Here is a 20851-nt window from a genome sequence, read left to right as displayed (position 1 = left end):
ACAAGGCTGTATTTATGAAATTCTGGCTCGGAATAACGGCAATCGTTATCGGCATACTCGCCCTGATCGGTCTGATCTGGTTTGGCGGGCCGTTCCTGTCGATTGCCGGTGTGAGGCCCTTTGAACCTCTCTGGGTAAGGTTGTCGCTGATCGCTCTTGTTCTGCTGACAATTGGCGGTTGGACTGGCTACCGGATCTACAAACGCATCAAGGCAAATCGGGAGCTTGAACGCGAGATCCTGCAGCCCAAGGCAAGCGACGCCGACTTGCAGATCATGTCGGAGCGGATGAAGGATGCTCTGAAGACACTCAAGAGTTCGAGTGGAAACGGCCGCACCTATCTCTATGACCTGCCCTGGTACCTGATGATCGGCCCTCCGGGCGCCGGCAAGACCACGGCCCTCATGCATTCAGGTTTGAAATTCGCAGGCTCGCGCGCCAAGGGGGAGGCCCAGAAACTGGAGGGCCTTGGCGGCACCCGGTATTGTGATTGGTGGTTCGCTGAAACCGCTGTGCTGATCGACACGGCAGGGCGTTACACGACACAGGATTCCGACGAAGAACATGACCGCGAGGCCTGGCTCGGCTTCCTCAATATCCTGCGCAAGGCCCGGCCGCGGCAGCCGATCAATGGCGTCATGGTGTCGATCAGCCTTGAAGACCTGATGACGCTGTCGGACGATGAACTGAAGCAGCATTCCGATGCTATCCGGACCCGGTTGATCGAACTCTACAAGACCTTGAAGGTCGATTTTCCGGTCTACGTAATCTTCACCAAGGCCGACACGGTTGCAGGCTTCATGGAGTTTTTCGGTTCCTATCCGGAAACCCGCCGCAATCTTGTTTGGGGTGCGACCTTCCAGACGCGCGAAAAAACCAAGAACATGGTGTCGGAAGCCCCTGCGGAGTTCGACCTTCTGGTGGAACGCCTCAACGAGGAAATGGCGGACCGTCTTCAGGAAGAACCGGATCCGCGCGCCCGCTTGATGCTTTACGGTTTCCCGACACAGGTCGCGGCGCTCAAGGACCGTTTGACCGGGTTCCTCAATGCCATTTTCGAACCGAGCCGGTATTATCCGAACGCCGTCCTGCGTGGTTTCTATTTTACCTCCGGCACCCAGAAGGGCACCGCCATCGACCGCGTGATTGGCTCCATGAGCCAGGCCTTTGGCACAGCCTATCAGGCAGCGGCCCTGTCCGGTCAGGGCAAGAGCTACTTCCTGCGTGATCTGCTTTCGAAAGTGATTATCGGGGAAGCGGGCTGGGTGACGCACAACCGTCAGGCCGTGCGAATGGCGACAGCATCCCGCATTGCGGCTTATGCGGCCATTGCCCTTGTAACCCTGGGTCTCGGCAGCTTGTGGGGGATCAGTTATCTCAACAACAAGGCGTTGATCGACGAAACCGCCAAGGCCGTGGACACGGTGCGCGTCAACGGTGAAACCGTTCTTGCGGAGCGAGTGGTGCGTGACGATAACTTGGCGGACACAGCCTACATCCTGTCCATGTTGCGTGACTTGCCTGCCGGCTACGACACTCGTGACACGCCCACGCCCATCATGGAGCAGTTTGGTCTAAGCCAGCGTGATCGTCTGGAAGCGGCCGGAGTGACCTCCTACCGAAGTGGTCTGGAACGGCTTTTGCGACCACGATTGCTTTTGAGAATCGAAAAGCAGATGACCGAGGTGCTCGACAACCGCACCGGGCCGGGTGGGCAGGATGTTGACACGCTCTACAGTCTTGCGAAGCTCTATCGCATGGTCGCGGGCGACGCGCCGGAGATCGACAAGGATCAGATCAAGAATTCGTTCCGCGCCGACTTCCTGCAGAGCTTTCCAGGTCCGCAGGGCGAGCTCCTGCGGAATGAACTTAACACCCATGTCGCGGCGATGCTGGATCTCGACTTTGGCGGCAACGTCCTGACCGATCAGCTTGACGGCATTCTTGTTGCCGAGGTGCAGCGGGAACTTGGTCGCGTCAGCCTTGCAGAACGGGGTTATGCGCTACTCAAGTCACGCGCCAAGGGGTTGGCCAGTGAGGACTGGATCGCGGAACAGCGTGGCGGGTCCGACATGGAGACGGTTTTCGAAACCGTAAATGGCGACACGCTGGATACGGTCTCGGTCGACAAGTTCTTCACCTACCCGGGTTTCCATCTTTCGGTGCTGCCCAACCTTGCCGGTATCCGTGAGGAACTGGAGCGTGACAAATGGGTGTTTGGCGACGTGGGTGAAGCCGATGCCTTTTCCGATCAATACCAGTCGCTCCCCGGTGAGATTCTGGCTCTCTACACCCAGGATTTCATCGAAGCCTGGGAAGAGGCGCTCAGTAACCTGAAGTTCAAGTCGATGCGCAACGACAAGCCGCTTTATACGACGCTTCAGGCCGTGTCGGCGCCCACGTCACCCGTCGTGCAGCTTCTGGAAAGCATTCGACGCGAGACCCTTCTGACACAAGACATCTCCAGCGAAGGCCTTGCCGCAAACCTGTCAGGTAGCAGTGCGCAGAATGCTGGCACTGACGCAGCGCAAAAAATATTCCAGCGCTACGTGTTGGATTCGTCGGGCGGTTTGAAGCGTATCGGCCTTGAAGCCGGACTTCAGGCAATCGCTCCGGGAGGTTTGTCCGGTGCGCTTGGTGCGGCCACAGGCAGCGGTGGTCCGGCCATCATTCCAGGCAAGGCAATCGAAGATCATTTCCGGCCCTATCATGTGCTGGTGGAGGGGGAGAACAGCCGCAAGATCGATGCCTTGCTGCTGAACTTCAAGAACATCCTCGACAACCTTCTGATCGTGGCCAACAACCCGCTGCAAAGTGAAACCGCGAATTCCAACGTGCAGATCCAGGCGTCTCTTCTGAGAAGCAACGCCACGCGTTTCCCGCCGCCTTTTGACAAGCTGATCATTCAGGCCGCGAAGGAATTCGACGAGGAATACAAGGAAACCTCGATCACGCAGTTGAACGAAAAGCTGAGTACCCAGGTTGTTGGTGAATGCCGCAGGATCGTTGCCCGGAACTATCCGTTTGAAAACGGTCGTTCCGAAGTGCCGATGACGGAGTTTGCGAAGCTGTTTTCTCCCACCGGCATCATGCAGCGGTTTTTCGACGAAAACCTGAAGCCCCTTGTCGATACCTCGACGCGACCGTGGAACTGGAAACCAGAAGTCTCGCAGGCAGACCGCCTGTCGAATGCAACGCTCAGACAGTTCGAACGCGCGGACCTGATCAAACAGGCCTTCTTCCCGACAGGCAATGCGTTCCCGTCCGTTGGACTTCAGGTGGTTCCCCGGGCGCTGTCACAGCAGGCTGACGCGGCCAGCCTGGAGGTAAACGGTAATCTTGTGCTGGTGACGCGTGGCCCCGGTTTCAATGCGGAAATCGAGCCGCTGCCGGCCAACTTCGACTGGCCCAGCAACACGGCAACGCCGCGTGTGGTTCTGGTGATTCAGCCGGAAGTTCCGGGCTACCGGTCACGCCGAGAAATCCATGGCGACTGGGCCTTTTACCGCTTCGTCCGCGACAACAGGGTCAGTTCCGGTCAGAACAAGTTTGTTGTTCGTGAGACGCTCGGCGGCAGACAGGTTGCCTTCACGGTGACGTTGAGAACGAAACCGAACCCGTTCTTCCTGTCGGCAGTGGGGGACTTTAGCTGCCCCACGAGTTTCTAGAATGTGGGCCGGCTATTTCGGCAAGTTGCCGGCACGTGCGGATTTCGTAACGGGGCAGTGCCCCGCCGGGTTTCTGAAAAGCTGGGAGGCTTTTCTGATGGCAGGACTTGCACAGTCTCGTCAGGATCTGGGTGAGGGGTGGGAGGAGGCTTTCATGACCATGCCGGTGTGGCGCTTCTGGCTGAAGCCCCGCGAAGAAGGTGAAGCGTTTGCTCAGCCTGTCGCAGGTGCTCTGATGCCGAGTGTCGACAAGGTTGGCCGGACATTTCCGCTGACGCTGGTCAGCAGCATTGAACCGACCAAGCAAAACAGTCGGCCCGCGGAGGACTGGTACGACCGTGCCGAAGAGATCTTGCGTGCCACGCTGCGGGAAGAGGCGAGTCTGGAAGATTTTCAGCAGGCAGTCGCTCACCTGGAAATGCCGCACGTAGGAGAGGTCCGCAGCGTGAAAGGCCGCGAGGCCGAACTGCGGCCGATGCCTGGATCGGAGGCTGTACGGTCCGAATTCTGGTGCCAGGCAGGCGACGCGGGATTTGAGTTTTCGTGTGCCGGCCTGCCGGATGCAGGCGCCTTTAGATGGCTGCTGCTGCCGGAGGCTTTTGCCGACACGGAAACTGCAGAAAAAGTGGTGGGGAATAGTCATGGGCGACTTCTTCCGGAGGATCATCGAACATGATCGAGCAAATGGACGCTTCCATGCGTGGTTTTGCGATTGGACTGACTCACGTTGGGCGGGTTCGGCAGCAAAATGAGGACACGTTTTACGTGGACGAAGACAAAGGTATTTTCGCGGTGATGGATGGGGCAGGCGGTATGCACAACGGTGCAATGGCGTCCGGTCTCGTCAGGGAGGCCCTTACCAGCATAGCGCAACCCCGCAGCGCGGAAGAGCTATTGGAACAATTCGAAAGCAGGTTGATTACTGCGAAGGAGCGGATTGAAAACGCGGCCGCCAAAGCGAACGGGGCTGCCATGGGCACGACGATCGCGGCGCTTTTGATTTCCGGGTCGAACTTTGCCTGCCTGTGGGCAGGTGATAGCCGCGTCTACCGATTGCGCAACGGTCGTCTCGAACAGTTGACGACAGACCATACAGAGGCTCAGGAACTTGTGGATCAGAACGTTCTGACACCTGAAGAGGCCAGGACCTTCGCACGCAGGCATGTCATTACGCGTGCAATCGGATCCGGGATTGAGCTTGAGCTTGAACTCGTGTCGGGAAATCTGCGCCAAGGCGATCGATTTCTTTTGTGTTCCGATGGCCTGACGGGTCACCTGGACGATAATGTAATCGGTACTTTTTTGATGAACGGTGCACCCAAGGCTACGGCACAAAGCCTTATCAACGGTGCTCTTGAAGAGGGTGGGTCGGACAACGTGACCGTTGTGATTGTCGATATCGATGCAATGTCTGCGCGCGAAGGAGTTCGCAACTGATGACCGTTGGTGACCACCTGTTGCCCGCCGGAACCCGGCTCAACAATCTCTATGAGATTGAAGAACATCTTGCCGATGGCGGTATCGGGACGGTTTATAAGGCGAAGGACGTGGAAAGCGGCGACCCGGTCGCCATCAAGGTCCTTCTGGCAAGTTTCTCACGCGACCCGATGATCCTTGATCTGTTCAAACGGGAAGCCAAGATCCTTCGCAAACTCAAGCATGATGCACTGACGCAATATTACGTCTTTGCAAAGGAGCCGACGCTCGGCATCTACTACCTTGCAATGGAATTTGTCAGCGGCCCGTCACTGAGCACTCGTCTTGAAGCCGGCCCGCTGGAGCCGGAAGCCGTCTTCCGGCTCATTAAGCGGCTCGCCGAAGCCTTGCAGGCTGTTCACGATCGGGAGGTGATCCATCGGGACCTTTCGCCGGACAACGTGATCCTACAAAATGGTGATGTCGCCCAGGCCAAGATCATCGATTTTGGTATCTCCCGGGCCAATACGGGCGGCCCAACGATCATCGGTGACGGATTTGCTGGAAAGGTGAACTACGTCTCGCCTGAACAGGTCGGTATCTTTGACGCCAAGGTCACCCCGCGCAGCGATATCTATTCGCTGGGGCTCGTCATAGCGGAAGCGCTCACTGGCAAGCAGATCGACATGGGTGGCACGCAGGTGCAGATCGTCGACAAGCGACGCCAGACACCGCCGCTGGAGGGAATCGACAATCGTTTTCGCCCTTTGCTGGAAGCGATGCTGCAGCCCGATCCCGCGAACCGCCCGGCCAGCATGAAGGAAATTGCGGACTGGACCCTGGGTGCCCCCATGGGGCGGCAGGATCAGGACCGCACGATAATTCGGCCGTCCTCCGCTCCGCCACCGGAGCAATCGTCACTTGATCAGCCACCGCCTCAGGCAAACTGGGGCAAACGCATTTTGGTCGCTTTGTCCCTTCTTGGGTTCGCGGGTATCGGTGCTGGCGGCGTCTATTTCCTTGTGGGGCAATCGGTGCCAGAGCAGGACCAGAAACCCGTCCTCGTTGCCTCGCCGCGACCGAATGCGCCTGACGCGCCCACGCAGCAGACAAATCTGAAACCTCCAGCTCAGACGCCAGCACCCCAGCAACAGGCGCCTCAACAACAGACGACCCAGCAACCGCCTGAAACGCAAACACCTCCGGTGCAGCCATCTTCAGGGCAAACGCCGGAAACTCAAAAGCCATCGACGTCACCAAGCACAACCGTGCCGGAAATTCCGACCAAGCCTGCACAGGCGCCAGTCGAAACCAAATCCGAACCGACTGAAACCGTTAGGCCACCGGTGGCAACCAACACGCAGCAGGCTACCGAAGACGTAAGTCCCGAAACGCGCATCCGGAACTTTATTGGCAGCTATCAGGCTGGCGACTGCATGTACTTGCAACCGATTGAGATTGCCAACCGAACTGCAAGGATCGAGGGGTTCGCCTCGAGAACGCCGCCTTTCATCAGTTTCGATAGCGACTTTACGCAGTCCCAAGGGTTTGAAGCGAAGATCCAGGTCAATCTGGTCAGCGATGCCCAATGTCCGGCGATTGCCTTTCTGAGGGGAACACCTCAGGGGAGCGCGAACACCGAATTGCATCTCGATATGCAGCGAACGGTTGTCCCGAATGGCAGCAACATGGCAGGACGTATTTCCGGCTATGACCCATCGACAGGCGGGCTCGGGTTGATATTCGTCAACAGCAAGGGTGAAGCGGTCAACCTGTCGCCATATCTCCAGATGGAGGACCGTGGAGCGGGCTTCGTTGTACCTCTGACGTTGAAAACGTCTACGGAAGAAACCGGTTTGATCATTGCGATGGTCGGGACGGACATTTCCAAAATGCTTGCCGAACGACGAGAAAAAGACCCACAGGACTATTTCGAAAAGCTGATGCAGGATGTTCCGGTCTTGCGGGCGACAGCAACCACGGTCAAAGTGGTACCCTGACCGGGAAAGACCCTGGCGCAGCGGACCTTCTGGCCAAGCATGAAACGCTACACCAAACCGATCCACTTGCAGGAGTTGAAGCCGCATCGCAGGGCGGACAGTTCGCTCGCGCTGATCAACGTGGTGTTCTTGCTGCTGCTTTTTCTGCTGGTCTCCGGAACGCTTCGGCCACCATTGCCAGAGGGGTTCGACTGGGCTGAAACGCAGCAAGGCGAGGGCAGCGGCAAGTTGGAGGGAAGTCTTGTTCTGGACAGGGAAGGGACTGTCTGGCTCGATGGTGACATTCTCTCCGAAGACGGCCTCGGCTCATATCTCGAAACCCGGCAATCCGACAAAAGCCGCATGGTGGTTCAGGTCGACAGGCGGACCCGCATGGAGGCTGTTTCTGCTCTTGCCGACCGGTTGAAGGCTGGCGGCGTAAAGCGACTGACACTGATGACCGTTGAGGCAGGTGCACCTTGACGGTGGCGGCCTACAACCAGGACCGGCAATCGGATATTCCGGGATATGTCTGGCCGGCTGTTCTGGGTGTTTCAGCAGCTATGCACATTTCAGCTCTGGTCTATGGTTTGCCGGCTGTGCCTTGGGTAGAGGAAGCCCCTTTGCCGCCGGTCGAGACCGAAGTGATCTTGGAAAGTGGCGGTCTGCCGTTCGAAGAACTTTCAAGTGTTGAAGGGGAAATAGCGCGCCCGCTTGAGCCGGAAACTCCCCTGATGGTTCCGACGGAGACCCTGGTGGAAACAGTTCCTGGTTCCGGCAACACAGCTGTCTTGGAACCGGTGACGGCAGAGCCGGTCTTGATGGAAAGTCAGGAGACTTCCCTGATTGAACCAACTCCAGTCAACGTTGTAGAACAAGCGGTTACCAGCAATTCACCCATTATTGAAGCTGAAGATGTTGCACCGGCCAACCCTGAAACGGTCTCGGCAGCATTGCCGGAGCAAGGTGAAATCCTGCAGCCATCAACCGTTCCGGAAGTGGCTCCTGCTGTCGTTGCGGTCACACCTGTTCCTGAAGCTGTGGCTGCGCTAACGCCAAACGAACCGAATTTCATGGTGCAACCGGACGTTCCAGTAACCAGTGTTCAAGTTCCTACTTCTGTCCAAGTGGTTCCATCAGCGTCCGTCGTAACGGAAATTGGTGAGGTTGTTCCAGCAGGAACGCCAGCTACCGTCACTTTGGCCGATAAGGACAGCCCGATTCTGGCCCCGCTCGCACTCGATCAGCTTCCTGGCGAAACAGTAACCAGCGCAGCCTTGCCAGAGGTTTTTATACCGCAAACTCAAGCGCCGGAAGGCGGTGGCATCGATGTCACACCGCACACCGTTGTTCCTGTGGATCCGGTGGTTACGGCAGAGGTCGAGGCTGTGTTGCTGACCGAACAGCAGATTGCTGCTCTCCAGCCGACCGAAACGGAAACGCCGGAGATAGCCCCCAGCGCACCTGTTTCCTCAACAGTTCCGGCAACTCAGCCTCAAGGTGAGCCAACGGAAAACGTCGCGCCTGTCGCCGTTGCCTCCATCGATCCGCTGGCAAAGGTGACGGACTATGTCACCAGCTACGCATTCGGCGACTGTACGCACATGTCCGTTCTTTCGGCGGGGCCAGACAGCGCGGAAGTCACGGCCTTTGGTGCGGGCATCGCACCTTTCGCGATCTTCGATAAGCGGTTCAAGGACGAACAGGGCTTTGAAGCGAAGATCGAGGTCAGGCTGGTGACGCGTAAGCAATGTGCCTTGCTGAATGCCCTCGGCATGTCCGAAGGGATCGAGACTGCAGGGCTTGTCGATCTCGATCGGACAGTGGTTCGCAGCGGAACGCAGGTATCGGGCGTGATCCAGCGTGATCTTCCGCTGGAGCGGATCGCAACTGCGGAGCAGTCCGGACTGGATCTCAGCGGGAAGGGACCACCCGAGCTTTATCTGATCGACAATACCGGACAGATACACGATGGCCGGGAGTTTCTGCTTCCCGCATCGAACAGCCAAACGGCAGGCGGCTGGCGTTTCAGAGTGCCGGTCACTATGACAGCCAGTGACGAAACTGATGAGACTGCGCTTGTACTGGCCATTTGGAACAGACCCGCTAACCGTCAACCAGCCCGTTTCGGACGGCTTCCGGCAGAACGGGTCGCAAAGATACTGGCAGAGCCGGGCGTCTACTCGCTGACCGCGTTCAAGGTGTCACGCTGACGTTTGCGAAGTTGAGGCCCCGGCTGTGAAAACACCGGTCAGGAGAACCTCCAGAGCAGCGCGTTCCTTTTCCAGTCTTGTTTCAAACCAGGTGACTGCAATGGATACGGGCATGGCGACAGCCAGGCCGCAGGCTGTTGTCAAAAGCGCTACCCAGATACCGCCGGCAAGTGTTGCAGGGTTGGCGGAGGCTCCCGATTCCTGAAGGGTCTGAAACGTCTCGATCATCCCGAGGACGGTACCGAACAGGCCCAGCAAGGGCGAAATTTGCGTCACCAGATCAAGCGCTTTCAGCCAACTGGCGAGCCCGAACAACCGATCCGCTGCCCGTGCCGAGATTTCCTCGCGTAGCCGTTCCTCCCTGATGTCCCGCACCTGGGAAGCCAGAGCTTGCTGATCCAGCATCTGGATGGCGTCCATTGCACTGCGTACCAGGGCACCAGACATAGACCGGTCCTTCAGAAGGTTCTGGGAGGCTTTGGCGCGTTCGCCGCTTCGCCATTGCGAAACCGCTTGCCGGACAGGTCCGTGTCGGCCCACACGGGCGGTCGAAAACTGGACGGCTTTCGCAAGGATGACAGCGATTGCGGCAATGGAGATTGCAAGCAGGATGAGCACGACCGGCCCGCCAAGTTCCAGAAGGGAGGAAGATGTCTCGACCATGCGCAAGACGCTCCATCAGGTGTTGAAGGGAAGGGTCAGTCGCCGAATTCGATGGGGGTGCGATTGCTCAGGTCAAGCAGATCCGGGCAATAGACATCGGTGATGCTGGGCGGTACACAATTCTTGACATCGTTGATATGAAGCCTGGAAAGACTGTCACATGCCTTTCCGGCCAGGTCGAATTGGAGGACCTTGGTTTTTCCAGCGGAAATGCGGGAGAACTGAAGCCTCAGAAACTGGTCAACGAGACCTTCTTTGTTGAACGCGACCATTTCCAGGCCGAGCTTGTCCATGGGGCGTTCCAGTCCATTGGTTGCGATGATTGACAGGCGGCAGCCGCCGTCTGCAGTTGGCTGCAACTGATTGAGCTCCAGGCTGATCTTGCCCGTGACTTGCTGCGCCTGCACTGGCGCTGCGAAGACCGCAATCGCAATCCCTAAAATGGCTCGCTGGACAAATATCCGCATCTTGTTCCCCCGATTATGCGTCAATGAATGATGGAAAGGTATCGTGGTCGCCGACCTTAGTCATAGGACAAAAGAACCGTCCAATCCTGTTTCCCTTCGGTTTCAACCTGAAAGAAGTCTGCCTCGATCAGGCCGCGTTGCCAGCACTGGTCGCCATCATAAAGAACGAATTTTTCCTCGCGAATGCACAGCGTGATATCGCCCCCAAGCCGGCTTTCACCGAAACCATCCGCCACATGCAGATAGTAGCGAGCTTTCTTGAGCGGCTCCTGCAGCACCTGGCTGCAGGCATTGGCGGTAATGGTCCACCAGCCTTCAGTGCGCATGCCTTCATCGGTCTCATAACCGAGCGCAACATTCACGAGATCGACAGAGCCGTTACACACGCGCAGCCCCGCGTGCGCGCTAGAGGCCGACAAAATGCCGCCCAGTGCCGCCGCGCCCAAAAAAAACAACCAGCGGGTACCTGTCAGGTGTCTTGCGAGGAGTTTGCCGCTGTCGCGGTCAATTGTCATGGGCGTGTTTCCAGTTTGCCAACCTGCAAAATACGCTAAGGAATTGCACGTCCCTGGTCAATTTAGGAAAGACGATTGAGTTGACGAAGTATTCGGTTGAAACTCGATGTGTTGAAAGACCAGCAGCTCCGGAATTGCGTGATCCATGATTTCCATTGAAACACCGCTCGTGAGACGGAAACGCATTCCGCTGACCCCTCTGATCGATGTCATTTTTATCCTGATCATGTTCTTTTTGCTGTCATCCACCTTCGGCGTCTGGCGTCCACTGGATGTGGTTCTTGGAGGCGGCGCTCCGGCCGGGGGAACTGAGGAACAAAAGCCCGCAAGCGTGGCAGCTGTTTTGATCGTGGTGAAGACAAGACCCGGCGCCGAGGCAATTGCCCTTACGGTCAACGGCCGTGATCTGGCTCTTTCGGCTCTGGCGGAGGAATTGGACCGACTGGCAGACGCTGGTGCAAGGGATGCGGTGCTCTTGCCGGACAGGGGGATGGATTTCCAGCAGGTTGTTCGGATCCTGGATGAGGCCCGAAGCTCAAAACTGACAAGTGTTCGTCTGCATCTGAACTGAAAAGGTGCGTGTTTCCGCTCACATCCGAAAAACGCAGAATATGCGATGTATCGCACCGACAAACAAAACGGCCCGGTCTTTGAGATCGGGCCGTTCTGATTTTGCAGATGGTGATGTGGTGTACGATCAGCGGCCAATAGCACCGCCGATGATGCCACCCACAACACCACCAATGAAGGCTGCACCAGCCGGGTTGAAGCTACCACCGTTGTTATTGTTGGTGTTCGCACGGCGGGTCGTGGTGTTATTCGTGCGGCGGGTGGAGGTCGCACTGCGTGACGCGCTTGCAGCAGCCTGCTTCTTCCGGTTCACTTCAGCCAGGTACGCCGAATATTGCGTTGCTGTCTGGGTGGTCAGCAAGGCATATTGAGCGGCTGTGAAGTAACCGGTGGCAACGATACCGTTTGCAGTCTGCCAGGCAATTACACCGGCGCGGGTCTTCGGACCGAAGGCACCATCCGGGCGGCCAACATTCTGACCGGCCAGGTTCAGGCGGGTCTGAACTTCGCGGCGCGCTGTCCGGTTCCAGCCGAGAGACGCTTCAGTTGCCTGAGTGCCCGCAACAGCCTTTTGCGGATCAGGCAGGGTTGCTGTGACGCCGGCAGTGCTTGCTGCAGGAGCCGTTGTTGCACCCGGGACGACGGTCGGGTTGACCGAAGCGACCTGATTGCCGGCTTCAAGCCGTTTGATGGAATTGCGCGCGAAATCCGCGAACAGACCAGACGGGTAGGCGTCCAGGTAAGCCTTGTAATCGGCAACAGTGTTGCTCGACTTGGCTGTTTCCCAGATCAGCTTTTCGCGTTCCCAGGCAATCGCGGACTGGCTGGGGGAGGTGCTGACGGCATTGTTGACGGCCGGCTGCTGCGGAGTGGCAGTTGCAGTGTTGCCAAGCGATGCGACGGTCGTCGTTGCAGCAGGAGCTTCCTGCTTGTTCAGGAACACTTCTCCGATCAACGAGGCATTCACCCACGGGCGCTGCTTTTTTTCCGTCTCTTCATAGACTTCGCCGGTGACGCGGGTCATGACGGTCTGGATAGACGCGTTTGGTGTGTCGATGTGTCTGATCAGGGCGGACGTGAAGGGCGAATTCGCACCATCGCCGTCCAGAGCGACATCGCCCGGGCTCGTCGCGAATGCGATCACGGAACCTTCGCCACCGGTTTCCTGAATTTTGATTTCAGCAAGTCCTGCCCCCACGCTGCCGGAGCGGCTCGGGCCCATGCGGCGTGCGAGTGTGCGTGCCAGCGGGTTGTCCCGGCAGGCATCCAGGAACACCATCTGAACCTTCACGTCCTTGGACATCTGACGCATGATGAAATCGACTGTGATCGTTTCAAAGTCGAGTGAGGTTTCATCCTCAATCGTTGCGTCGATTGGTACCAGATGGTTCTGACCGGCGACTTGCAGGCCGTGCCCGGCGTAGAACAGAATGGCGATATCAGCGCCATAGGCCTTTTTCGCAAAATCCATGACGGACCTGCGCATTTCACCGTAAGTCTGGTCCTGACCGGCAACGACATCGAAACCGAGAGACCTTAGTTTTGCGGCCATCTGTTCGGCATCGTTCGCCGGATTTGGAAGTTGTACTGTGTGCTCGTAAGCGCCGTTGCCGAGTACGAGGGCAACGCGCTTGGCCAATGCCGGAGCCGTCCCTGCGAGAATTATCGTCAGCACGGCGATCAATCGTTTGAACATGTCCTGTCCTCTCGTAGATCAAGGTTGCCTGTCGGTTGCACCGATCTTTACACGAGGTTTTTTGTCCTCTTGAGAGGAACAGGTACCCCGGATGGCCCCATAGTTCTGTAATAAGCGTCACAGGAACGTCAAAACGAGAAAGCTGTCCTGCAACAATTGAAGCAAGTCCGGAATGACCCGGTCATGGCTTCATTAAAATCAGGCTCGTAGAATAGCCATATAATTCCTAAAAAAGCCACTTTTCAACGGTGGGTTGTCACCATACTTGCATCGCATCAAAAATACCTTAGGGAAAGTGGTCAACGCCGGTCTTTAGACTCCGCGTGATGTGAAAAGCAACTCCTTTCGATCATCAAAATCAGGTTTGTGACGTCAGTCACTCCGGTGGCACGCCGAACTGGTAATCTGCATTCCCTGCAAATTGCAGTTCGGCATACTCATGGAGTTTGCAAGCGGCGGAGGAGCGACTGATGGCCGGAAGAGCAGATATCCTCAAACATCTTGAAACCAAACATATAGGCGTCTTCCAGTCTGCGGCCCGGCTCTACAACGTTGCCATTCTCGTGCGGCGGACCAACACTGCATCCCTGCAGCATATCGGGGAACCCCACGCCACGCCAAAGCGTCTGGATTGCAAGGCCAAGACAGCGGACTATGACATCAGGCCAAGAGAAAGCACGTGTGCGGAGGCTCGGCGCAAAAGTTTTGCCGGACTGGTGGTCGACCCAAAACTTGCCAGCGAAAAGGCCTTCAAACCAGGCAAATACGCGAATGTGATCGAGGCCTGGAACGACTTCAAAAAACAGTTGCGACCGGAAATGGCCACGTTTGAACAACAAAAAGCGATGACATACGTTCCCCGTGGCGGACTTTATTTCGTCGAGCGGAACCCGGAAGACCCGTATTTCGCCTGTGTGAAATTCACATCCAGTTCACTGATCACCGCGGCGAAATGTGTGCATGGAGACTTTGATCTCTACGGTATCGTCGATATGGATGCCCCGCACCTGATCGTGCGTGTGAGGGAAGACCGCCTGGGCGCCAAACATACGCGCTCGCCGAAGTTTTTTGACGTGCAGAATTTCGTCAACAGTCGTCTGGGAACTGCGATGGTCCTGCATGGATCGCAGGAAACCTACGCAACGGAGCACAAGGACGACGATCTGGACATTTTCTTCCCGAGCGGGCGCGTTGAATATGCCGGCCCGTCGGCGATGGACATCGAAGCATTCTACAAGAAGGAATTTCCAGGCCGGACCTTGTTTCGAAAGAACGAACCTGCGCAGGAAATCGAGGGCAGGTACATTTCGCCAGGTTCCGTTTGACATCCAGCATGTGCTGAATGTCATGTGCCTGCTTCTAAGCCGAAAGGGAAGAAATTGGCACGCCCAACGGGACTCGAACCCGTGTTTCCGCCGTGAAAGGGCGGCGTCCTAGACCGCTAGACGATGGGCGCGCGGTCGACGCGGCTGCGTCGTGGGGAGGCTTATAGGCGGGATTGGATCAGCCCGCAAGAGCCTTTACGACAATTTTTTGCAAGCCCGGAAACCCGGGCCTGCACCTGTTGAAAACTGATCGAATTTACCATTCGCCGGTGTTGGGCATGGAGGCCCAGGGTTCTTTAATTTCAAGCGCTTCACCCTTTTGGAGCAGCTCGAAGGAAATGTTGTCCGGCGAACGGACGAAGGCCATGCGGCCATCGCGCGGAGGCCGGTTGATGGTGACGCCCTGTTTCTGAAGGTTCTCGCAGAAATCGTAGATGTTATCGACTTCATAGGCGAGGTGGCCGAAGTTGCGTCCGCCCGAATAGGTTTCAGGATCCCAGTTGTAAGTCAGCTCAAGCAGCGGCGCTGAATTGGCCTTGCCGGCTTCGACGTCGTCGGCACCAGCGAGAAAGATCAGGGTGAATCTTCCTTTTTCGCTTTCATGACGGCGGATCTCCGTCATGCCCATCTTGTTGCAATAAAAATCGAGAGAGTCTTCAATGTTGGTCACGCGGACCATCGTGTGCAAATAACGCATGTCCTATCCTTTTCCTCATCCGAGGTTTTTTCCCAACGGGCACCGGACCAGCCGATGAATTGCATTGACACCTTGCCCGAAGCTCAACGCTTTGTGGCACAGTTCAAAGTCGGTTCCTACCGGCGGATCGTTGCCCTGACCGGGGCGGGAATATCGACGGAATCCGGAATTCCGGATTTCCGTTCACCCGGCGGGATATGGTCCCAACGCCAGCCTGTTCAATACCAGGACTTCGTCGATGACGAGAACAGCCGTCTGGAAGACTGGGACAGACGCTTCGAAATGATGGATTATTTTGCGAGGGCAGAGCCGAACGCGGCACACTTGGCGCTCACAAATCTGGCGCGCGCAGGAAAGCTCACCTGCCTCATTACGCAGAATGTCGATGGTCTGCACCAGCGTGCCGGGTTTCCGGAAGATTTACTTGTCGAGATACATGGCAACTCCACCTATGCGACCTGTCTGTTCTGCGGCGCCCGGGCCGACCTGGAATCGCAGAAGCCGGCTGTCGAGATAGGGAGAAGTCCGAGATGTTCTCGATGCGACGGATTGTTGAAGGCAGCGGTTATCAGTTTCGGCCAGCAGATGCCGGAACTTGAGCTTCAGCGTGCTGCTGAAGCCGCGGCAGACTGCGACCTGTTTCTGGTCCTTGGGTCTTCACTGGTGGTACACCCGGCCGCGCAATTGCCAGCCATCGCGGTGCGTGCGGGCGCCGAACTGGTGATTCTCAATGGTCAGGAGACGCCCCTGGATTCCTATGCATCAACAGTCGTTCGAACGCCCTTGGCGCAAACATTTGCTGATTTCGGCGAATAAAGGGACTGATTTCCGTAAATGGTCTGTGGTTAGTCCGACAATTTTCCTTCTCGCAAGAAAGCGCAATGTTATCCTTTTGTTAGGAATCAGCTGGCTGGTGAGTCGAATTTGCCTTCAGCTTTATAATGCGGACCAGAGACGGGACAAAAGGCTATGGGGGTCAAAACCGCACGGGAAGCCCGCGCACTCGAAACATTGACGGACGATGTTGCCGTCGATGTACTTGAGATTGCCGGAACGATTAAGTGGTTCGACGTCGGAAAAGGTTATGGCTTCATCGTGCCGGACAGCGGCAATGGCGATATCCTTCTGCACGTCACCTGCCTCCGACGGGACGGGTACCAAACTGCTTATGAAGGCGCGCGCGTTGTGTGTGAAGTGCTCGACCGGCCTCGTGGGCTTCAGGCGTTTCGCATTCTGTCGATGGACGAAAGCACGGCGACACACCCTTCGCAGCTCCCCCCGTCGCGCACACATGTTCAGGTTGTTCCGGAAGGCGGCTTCGAGAAGGCGACCGTGAAGTGGTTCAACCGTGTAAAAGGCTTCGGGTTTCTGACGCAGGGTGAGGGATCGGAAGACATCTTCATTCACATGGAAACCCTGCGCCGGTTCGGAATCACCGAATTGCGCCCCGGTCAGGATGTTCTGGTGCGCTTCGGTGAAGGTCCTAAAGGGCGTATGGCCGCCGAAATCCGGCCGATGGGTACGGGCACGCATATTCCCGCCTCCCACTGATTGCTTGTTTCCGTCATTCTGCACATCGACTCGGCCGGACATGATCCGGCCTTTTTGTTTGTCGACCTTGAGACGATCAGTTTCGACCGGCGGGAAATGGTATTGAATGCCGACCATTGACTGCCAGACATTCAATCCGGTCCGGCCGGGTCTTTCAGGAAGTTTCCAGAATGCGTCCTCTCTTAATGTTCCTCTCGATTTTTGCTGCAACGCTTTGGATCGCCTTGCCGGGCTCGGCAGGACCGGCGATGGCACAGGAACCGCAACTGGGCTTGCCGGTAGAAGATCTTGTCATCCAGTCCGGTGACAAGGAACACAGATTCGAGGCCGAAGTCGCGTCGACGGACAAACAGCGCTCAAAGGGCTTGATGTTCCGGAAAGAAATGCCGGAACAACGAGGCATGCTGTTTCTGTTCGAAGGGGAGGGGGACCGCTATTTCTGGATGAAAAACACACCGCTTCCGCTCGACATCATTTTCATCGACGCTTCAGGGGCTATTGTCAGCATTGCTGACAATACGACACCGTTCTCCGAAGATGTCATCCCCTCGCTTGGCCCGGCGAAATTCGTGTTCGAGATCAACGCTGGTCTGGCAGAAAAACTTGAGATTTCTGCCGGAGACGCCGTCATCAGCCCGTCACTGGGGCTGGATTGAACCAAGTGGAATTCAGGCCAAAATGTCGGGCTAGCCCTTGCCTGCGATGTTAGCCTGTCCACAATCAACCGTATAAGCTGATGCTTCTCCCTTGACGAATGCGGCCCTTGGAGATACACCCGCAAAAATCAACGGATCGGGGTATAGCGCAGCCTGGTAGCGCATCTGGTTTGGGACCAGAGGGTCGCAAGTTCGAATCTTGCTGCCCCGACCACTCACTCTTCCCAAAATCTATTCTTTCACGCCCATGTGAACAGGCATTCGGAAACGAACAGCCCTGCGACTCCGGCTGTGCTGTGTCTAAAGGCCGGGATAACTACGGCCAAGCTGCGCTCGCGTCTTGTGCAACTTCTCGCAGAACAACAGACTGTTCCAATGGGCGTTTTCACGCCTTGGGAGCTGACACAGTCTGCGAGGGCATGCAGGCTGCGCCGGATGGGGTGTATGATACCGGATCCTGACGACCAGGCGACGCTGGATGTATCGGCGGCGATCGCCGCGCTGCAGTCCAGAATTGAAGAGGCCGGGCTTTCCCTCAAAGAAAGCGCGGATTTTTCGCTTTTCGAAAAAACCGTCAGAGGGACAGAAGACAAGTACCTGATGGAAGATTTCTCCCCGCGGTTTTTCGATCTGCATGGGGCGACAGCATTCTGGGTGGCTGCCGTCAACAGTCACGGAAACGTGGTGTCAGTCCAGGCTGCCAAGGTGGAAGACCTGAAAGACCGGAGCCTGGCCGAACACTGGCAGCAGCAGCAGCGCCGGATCTTTGTCGATCCCGATCCTCAGGTCCGGTTCGGAACCGACCACGCGCATGACGCTTATTTCATGCGCGGGCGTATCGTTTATCACGGCAATCTCTGGCTGCGGCGCGACATACGGGGGCAGGGCCTTGCAGAGCCCTTGACCCAGCTGGGCTTTTTGCTGTCCCTTCTGAAATGGTCACCGGACTATCTCTATGGACTGATGGCTGCGAAAAGTGCCGAGAAAGGTTTCGGCATTCGAGTTGGCTACCGGCGCTTCGTGCCGCGCGGCACTCATTGGGAAATTGCACCCGGGCATATCAGGCCGGATGACTGGCTGGTCTACGCGACCCGAAGCGATCTTCACGGCCTGGTCAAACTCATCCTCAGAACGTGCGCTGAAGATCCTGAATAACGCCAAGATAGGCACAAAAGCGAAGATCAGAGTGGGCAGATGGCCGCACTGCGACGATCAGCCGTTCGAATGCGATCTCGTACAGTTCGCCGTTGACCTGAATCTTCGTACGGGCATAGCCGTAGTAGGGAGTGCCCTCCAGAGCCTTGCGATATCCGTCCGCCGAAGCCTCTTCCAGATCCGGGTCGGGGGTACGCAGCCCTGAGGTGGATTTTGCAGGGCTTGCCCAATCTTCGCCGAACAGGTGCCGTTGACCGCTTTCCTTGCCCACATAGAAAATTGGAGGCGGAGCGTTGTCGGGCATCTTGTCCGAGCAGAGGCTCAACTGCGGCAGAAACGGTTTCAGACATTGCTGGATATGATTCGCGTCTGTCGACATGATGCTGTCGTAGAACGCAGACACAGCAGGATCGGCAAGTCCCTTTTCAATGGACTTGATACCGAGTTCCGAAAAATAAGTGTCGGGGCGTGTCAGCACGTTCCTCTCTCGGGTTCTGGTATGCTGAAACCGGGATGAGTTCACATCGCTCAGCACATTGATTTGCCGGCTCGCCAACGGTTGTTGGGGTCAGCCTACCGGTCGAAGGCCTTTAGCAGCAGCGACATGACGTTGATAAATTCATCGCGTTTCTCCGGCGAGAGTTCATCTGCGTCTGAAACAGAATAATCCAGCGCTAGGATCATATCCCACATTTCGGTGAGATTGGCTGCGTCGATTGCATCTTTCAGATTGGCTGGCGCTGCCGGGACCGGCTGCACGTGTTCTGGAACATAGTTTTCCAGTCTTTTTAGAAATTCGTAATGCATGTCAGAGCCTTATCGTATTCTTCCGGGAAAAGGACGTAGTGCTTTGTCCGGCCCTTAGATACTTTTTTTACGGAACATGTACTGTTTCCGGAACGTCGGCGACGTAAAGACAAGTTCACGCAAGGGTAGTTAATAGCACGAAATGCGCTTCCCTGTCATGTTACGAGATTGTTATAAACTGCCTCTCCGCCAACACCGTTAACGCTTGATTGTTCGAGAGGTTGACGTGCTTCCCGGATAAAGATTGCGGGGTATGGCCAATATCGGTGTTGACACCGGCGGCAAAGGCAGGAAAAAGCTGATGCAAGGAATTGCATCTCACACTTTCAGACTTGAGGGCACTGTCACATGGTTGCGCGCATCTACCGTCCGGCTAAAACCGCCATGCAGTCAGGCAAGGCGAAGACCCAGAGATGGGTTCTGGATTACGAACCGGAGGTCGCCAAATCCGTCGAACCGCTGATGGGCTACACGTCTTCGTCCGATATGAAGCAGCAAATCCGGCTTTACTTCGAAACTTCGGAAGACGCTGTCGCTTATGCGAAGCGCCACGGCATTCCGCACAGGATTGAAAAGCCGCAGGAACGCAAGGTGCGCGGTTCCGCCTATGCGGATAATTTCAAGTTCAACCGCTCAGCGCCCTGGACACACTGAACCTGTCTATCCGGTCGCGAGATAACTCCGTAGAAGCCGGATTGCCTGTTGAAAGCGGCAATTTCGGATCGACAGAGACCGGAGTTTTGTCGCAATAGGGCAACCGAGGCAATTGCGGGATCGATTTTGCCTCCGGAAAAGCAGGTCGATCCAAATTTGCCGGATTTCTTTCCGGCCCTGGTTGCAATCGCAAGCGGTCCGATGTGGAACGATTGCCATTGCTGAAAATGGCTCCGTAGCTCAGCTGGATAGAGCACTCGCCTTCTAAGCGAATGGTCGCAGGTTCGAATCCTGCCGGAGTCGCCATCCCCCTGAAGATTCTTTGAAAACGCCTGCCGACTGGCCAGATATGCTGCATTCCGGTTGTTCAAGAGCGTGCGAGTTCGCCGGATAGGCTCGTCGTGGGAGGCGCCGGAAAATCCACTGAAAAACAAAAAAAACCGCCAGCCCCTGCAATATAGGGGCATGGCGGCATGTCAGAACACAAGCATATTGAAGGTTCAGAGTGTCTCGGACTTGGCCGTTTCCACCTTCTGTCCAACCATCAGCGGCGTGATCTTGGTTTTAAGGATCATGTCCACGTCTTCAGACCCATCCTCAAGGGACTGAAGCGCCATATCCAGGAAATAGGAACAGAACGTCCGTCCGTCCTTGTCCGATTCTTTTTTCGTGTACCGGATCATGCGCTTGATAGCTTCGATTGCAGGTTCCTGCTCGAGCCCTGCACGGTCCGGTTTGCTAACGGTCTTAGACATTTTTACTACCCACCAGTATTAGATTTGCCGATTGCAGCAACGCTGCTGTGACCATCCGATAAAA

Annotated in this window: 21 protein-coding genes and 3 tRNA genes; 15 read left to right on the top strand and 9 right to left on the bottom strand. The window is 56.5% G+C overall.

Annotation, left to right across the window (positions count from 1 at the left end; translation table 11 throughout):
- The first annotated feature begins 14 nt into the window (after nucleotides 1–14).
- Genes tssM through FMN63_RS26565 form a run of 6 tightly spaced genes read left to right on the top strand, consistent with a single transcriptional unit; the run spans nucleotide 15 to nucleotide 9276 of the window.
- A complete protein-coding gene (tssM, locus tag FMN63_RS26590; protein ID WP_148587076.1) occupies nucleotides 15–3668 on the top strand; it encodes a type VI secretion system membrane subunit TssM in 3654 nt (1217 codons plus the stop codon).
- Nucleotide 3669: 1 nt separating this feature from the next.
- Complete coding sequence (gene tagF, locus FMN63_RS26585) at nucleotides 3670–4344, top strand: type VI secretion system-associated protein TagF (RefSeq protein WP_148587075.1); 675 nt, start codon at nucleotides 3670–3672, stop codon at nucleotides 4342–4344.
- Nucleotides 4341–5105: a PP2C family protein-serine/threonine phosphatase gene (locus FMN63_RS26580; RefSeq protein ID WP_148587074.1), complete on the top strand. Its 765-nt coding sequence runs from the start codon at nucleotides 4341–4343 to the stop codon at nucleotides 5103–5105. Before tagF ends, FMN63_RS26580 begins: the two co-directional genes overlap by 4 nt.
- Nucleotides 5105–7084 (top strand): serine/threonine protein kinase, encoded by a 1980-nt coding sequence (locus FMN63_RS26575; RefSeq protein WP_148587073.1) that lies wholly within the window; start codon nucleotides 5105–5107, stop codon nucleotides 7082–7084. Before FMN63_RS26580 ends, FMN63_RS26575 begins: the two co-directional genes overlap by 1 nt.
- A gap of 39 nt (nucleotides 7085–7123) precedes the next feature.
- On the top strand, nucleotides 7124–7546 hold the full coding sequence (locus tag FMN63_RS26570) for an ExbD/TolR family protein (RefSeq protein ID WP_148587072.1): 423 nt from the start codon (nucleotides 7124–7126) through the stop codon (nucleotides 7544–7546).
- 2 nt (nucleotides 7547–7548) lie between these two features.
- Nucleotides 7549–9276, top strand: a complete 1728-nt coding sequence (locus FMN63_RS26565; protein ID WP_148587071.1) for a hypothetical protein — start codon at nucleotides 7549–7551, stop codon at nucleotides 9274–9276.
- Here the strand turns inward: FMN63_RS26565 and FMN63_RS26560 are convergent.
- From FMN63_RS26560 to FMN63_RS26550, 3 genes are read right to left on the bottom strand one after another with little or no spacing between them, the layout of a single operon-like run.
- The gene (locus tag FMN63_RS26560) at nucleotides 9268–9939 is read right to left on the bottom strand and encodes a MotA/TolQ/ExbB proton channel family protein (protein ID WP_148587070.1); all 672 of its coding nucleotides are present in this window, start codon (nucleotides 9937–9939) and stop codon (nucleotides 9268–9270) included. The two genes, FMN63_RS26565 and FMN63_RS26560, sit on opposite strands and share 9 nt — an antisense overlap.
- Before the next feature lie 35 nt (nucleotides 9940–9974).
- The gene (locus FMN63_RS26555; RefSeq protein WP_148587069.1) at nucleotides 9975–10406 is read right to left on the bottom strand and encodes a hypothetical protein; all 432 of its coding nucleotides are present in this window, start codon (nucleotides 10404–10406) and stop codon (nucleotides 9975–9977) included.
- A gap of 56 nt (nucleotides 10407–10462) precedes the next feature.
- Nucleotides 10463–10921: a DUF1036 domain-containing protein gene (locus FMN63_RS26550; RefSeq protein WP_148587068.1), complete on the bottom strand. Its 459-nt coding sequence runs from the start codon at nucleotides 10919–10921 to the stop codon at nucleotides 10463–10465.
- 145 nt (nucleotides 10922–11066) lie between these two features.
- Between FMN63_RS26550 and FMN63_RS26545 the strand changes: the two genes are divergently transcribed.
- Nucleotides 11067–11492, top strand: a complete 426-nt coding sequence (locus tag FMN63_RS26545; protein ID WP_148587067.1) for an ExbD/TolR family protein — start codon at nucleotides 11067–11069, stop codon at nucleotides 11490–11492.
- A gap of 126 nt (nucleotides 11493–11618) precedes the next feature.
- On the opposite strand, the gene FMN63_RS26540 is transcribed toward FMN63_RS26545, so the two are convergent.
- Nucleotides 11619–13187, bottom strand: coding sequence for a caspase family protein (locus tag FMN63_RS26540; RefSeq protein ID WP_148587066.1), 1569 nt, complete (start codon nucleotides 13185–13187; stop codon nucleotides 11619–11621).
- A gap of 470 nt (nucleotides 13188–13657) precedes the next feature.
- Between FMN63_RS26540 and FMN63_RS26535 the strand changes: the two genes are divergently transcribed.
- A complete protein-coding gene (locus FMN63_RS26535; protein WP_148587065.1) occupies nucleotides 13658–14512 on the top strand; it encodes a hypothetical protein in 855 nt (284 codons plus the stop codon).
- A gap of 55 nt (nucleotides 14513–14567) precedes the next feature.
- Here the strand turns inward: FMN63_RS26535 and FMN63_RS26530 are convergent.
- Nucleotides 14568–14643, bottom strand: a tRNA-Glu gene (locus tag FMN63_RS26530).
- 125 nt (nucleotides 14644–14768) lie between these two features.
- Nucleotides 14769–15209: a VOC family protein gene (locus tag FMN63_RS26525; protein ID WP_148587064.1), complete on the bottom strand. Its 441-nt coding sequence runs from the start codon at nucleotides 15207–15209 to the stop codon at nucleotides 14769–14771.
- Between the two features lie 54 nt (nucleotides 15210–15263).
- Between FMN63_RS26525 and FMN63_RS26520 the strand changes: the two genes are divergently transcribed.
- From FMN63_RS26520 to FMN63_RS26500, 5 genes are all read left to right on the top strand, one after another.
- Nucleotides 15264–16025: an SIR2 family NAD-dependent protein deacylase gene (locus FMN63_RS26520; RefSeq protein ID WP_148587063.1), complete on the top strand. Its 762-nt coding sequence runs from the start codon at nucleotides 15264–15266 to the stop codon at nucleotides 16023–16025.
- A gap of 153 nt (nucleotides 16026–16178) precedes the next feature.
- Nucleotides 16179–16760, top strand: a complete 582-nt coding sequence (locus tag FMN63_RS26515; RefSeq protein ID WP_148587062.1) for a cold-shock protein — start codon at nucleotides 16179–16181, stop codon at nucleotides 16758–16760.
- A 170-nt stretch (nucleotides 16761–16930) separates the two neighbouring features.
- The gene (locus tag FMN63_RS26510; RefSeq protein ID WP_209001325.1) at nucleotides 16931–17416 is read left to right on the top strand and encodes a DUF192 domain-containing protein; all 486 of its coding nucleotides are present in this window, start codon (nucleotides 16931–16933) and stop codon (nucleotides 17414–17416) included.
- A gap of 137 nt (nucleotides 17417–17553) precedes the next feature.
- A tRNA-Pro gene (locus tag FMN63_RS26505) sits at nucleotides 17554–17630 on the top strand.
- Nucleotides 17631–17860: 230 nt separating this feature from the next.
- Nucleotides 17861–18571, top strand: a complete 711-nt coding sequence (locus FMN63_RS26500; protein WP_148587061.1) for a hypothetical protein — start codon at nucleotides 17861–17863, stop codon at nucleotides 18569–18571.
- Here the strand turns inward: FMN63_RS26500 and FMN63_RS26495 are convergent.
- Together FMN63_RS26495 and FMN63_RS26490 are read right to left on the bottom strand one after the other, a co-directional pair.
- Nucleotides 18543–19049, bottom strand: coding sequence for a hypothetical protein (locus FMN63_RS26495; RefSeq protein WP_148587060.1), 507 nt, complete (start codon nucleotides 19047–19049; stop codon nucleotides 18543–18545). The two genes, FMN63_RS26500 and FMN63_RS26495, sit on opposite strands and share 29 nt — an antisense overlap.
- Before the next feature lie 95 nt (nucleotides 19050–19144).
- On the bottom strand, nucleotides 19145–19378 hold the full coding sequence (locus FMN63_RS26490) for a hypothetical protein (RefSeq protein ID WP_148587059.1): 234 nt from the start codon (nucleotides 19376–19378) through the stop codon (nucleotides 19145–19147).
- 348 nt (nucleotides 19379–19726) lie between these two features.
- Between FMN63_RS26490 and FMN63_RS26485 the strand changes: the two genes are divergently transcribed.
- Together FMN63_RS26485 and FMN63_RS26480 are read left to right on the top strand one after the other, a co-directional pair.
- Nucleotides 19727–20032: an ETC complex I subunit gene (locus FMN63_RS26485; RefSeq protein WP_148587058.1), complete on the top strand. Its 306-nt coding sequence runs from the start codon at nucleotides 19727–19729 to the stop codon at nucleotides 20030–20032.
- 229 nt (nucleotides 20033–20261) lie between these two features.
- Nucleotides 20262–20338, top strand: a tRNA-Arg gene (locus FMN63_RS26480).
- 194 nt (nucleotides 20339–20532) lie between these two features.
- Here the strand turns inward: FMN63_RS26480 and FMN63_RS26475 are convergent.
- The gene (locus tag FMN63_RS26475) at nucleotides 20533–20787 is read right to left on the bottom strand and encodes a hypothetical protein (protein ID WP_148587057.1); all 255 of its coding nucleotides are present in this window, start codon (nucleotides 20785–20787) and stop codon (nucleotides 20533–20535) included.
- Between the last annotated feature and the right edge of the window lie 64 nt (nucleotides 20788–20851).

Origin of the sequence: Stappia sp. BW2, assembly GCF_008107695.1 — a bacterium.
Taxonomy (GTDB): domain Bacteria; phylum Pseudomonadota; class Alphaproteobacteria; order Rhizobiales; family Stappiaceae; genus Roseibium.
The sequence above is the reverse complement of the archived record's forward strand: the minus strand, read 5'-3'. Positions and strand labels throughout refer to the sequence as shown.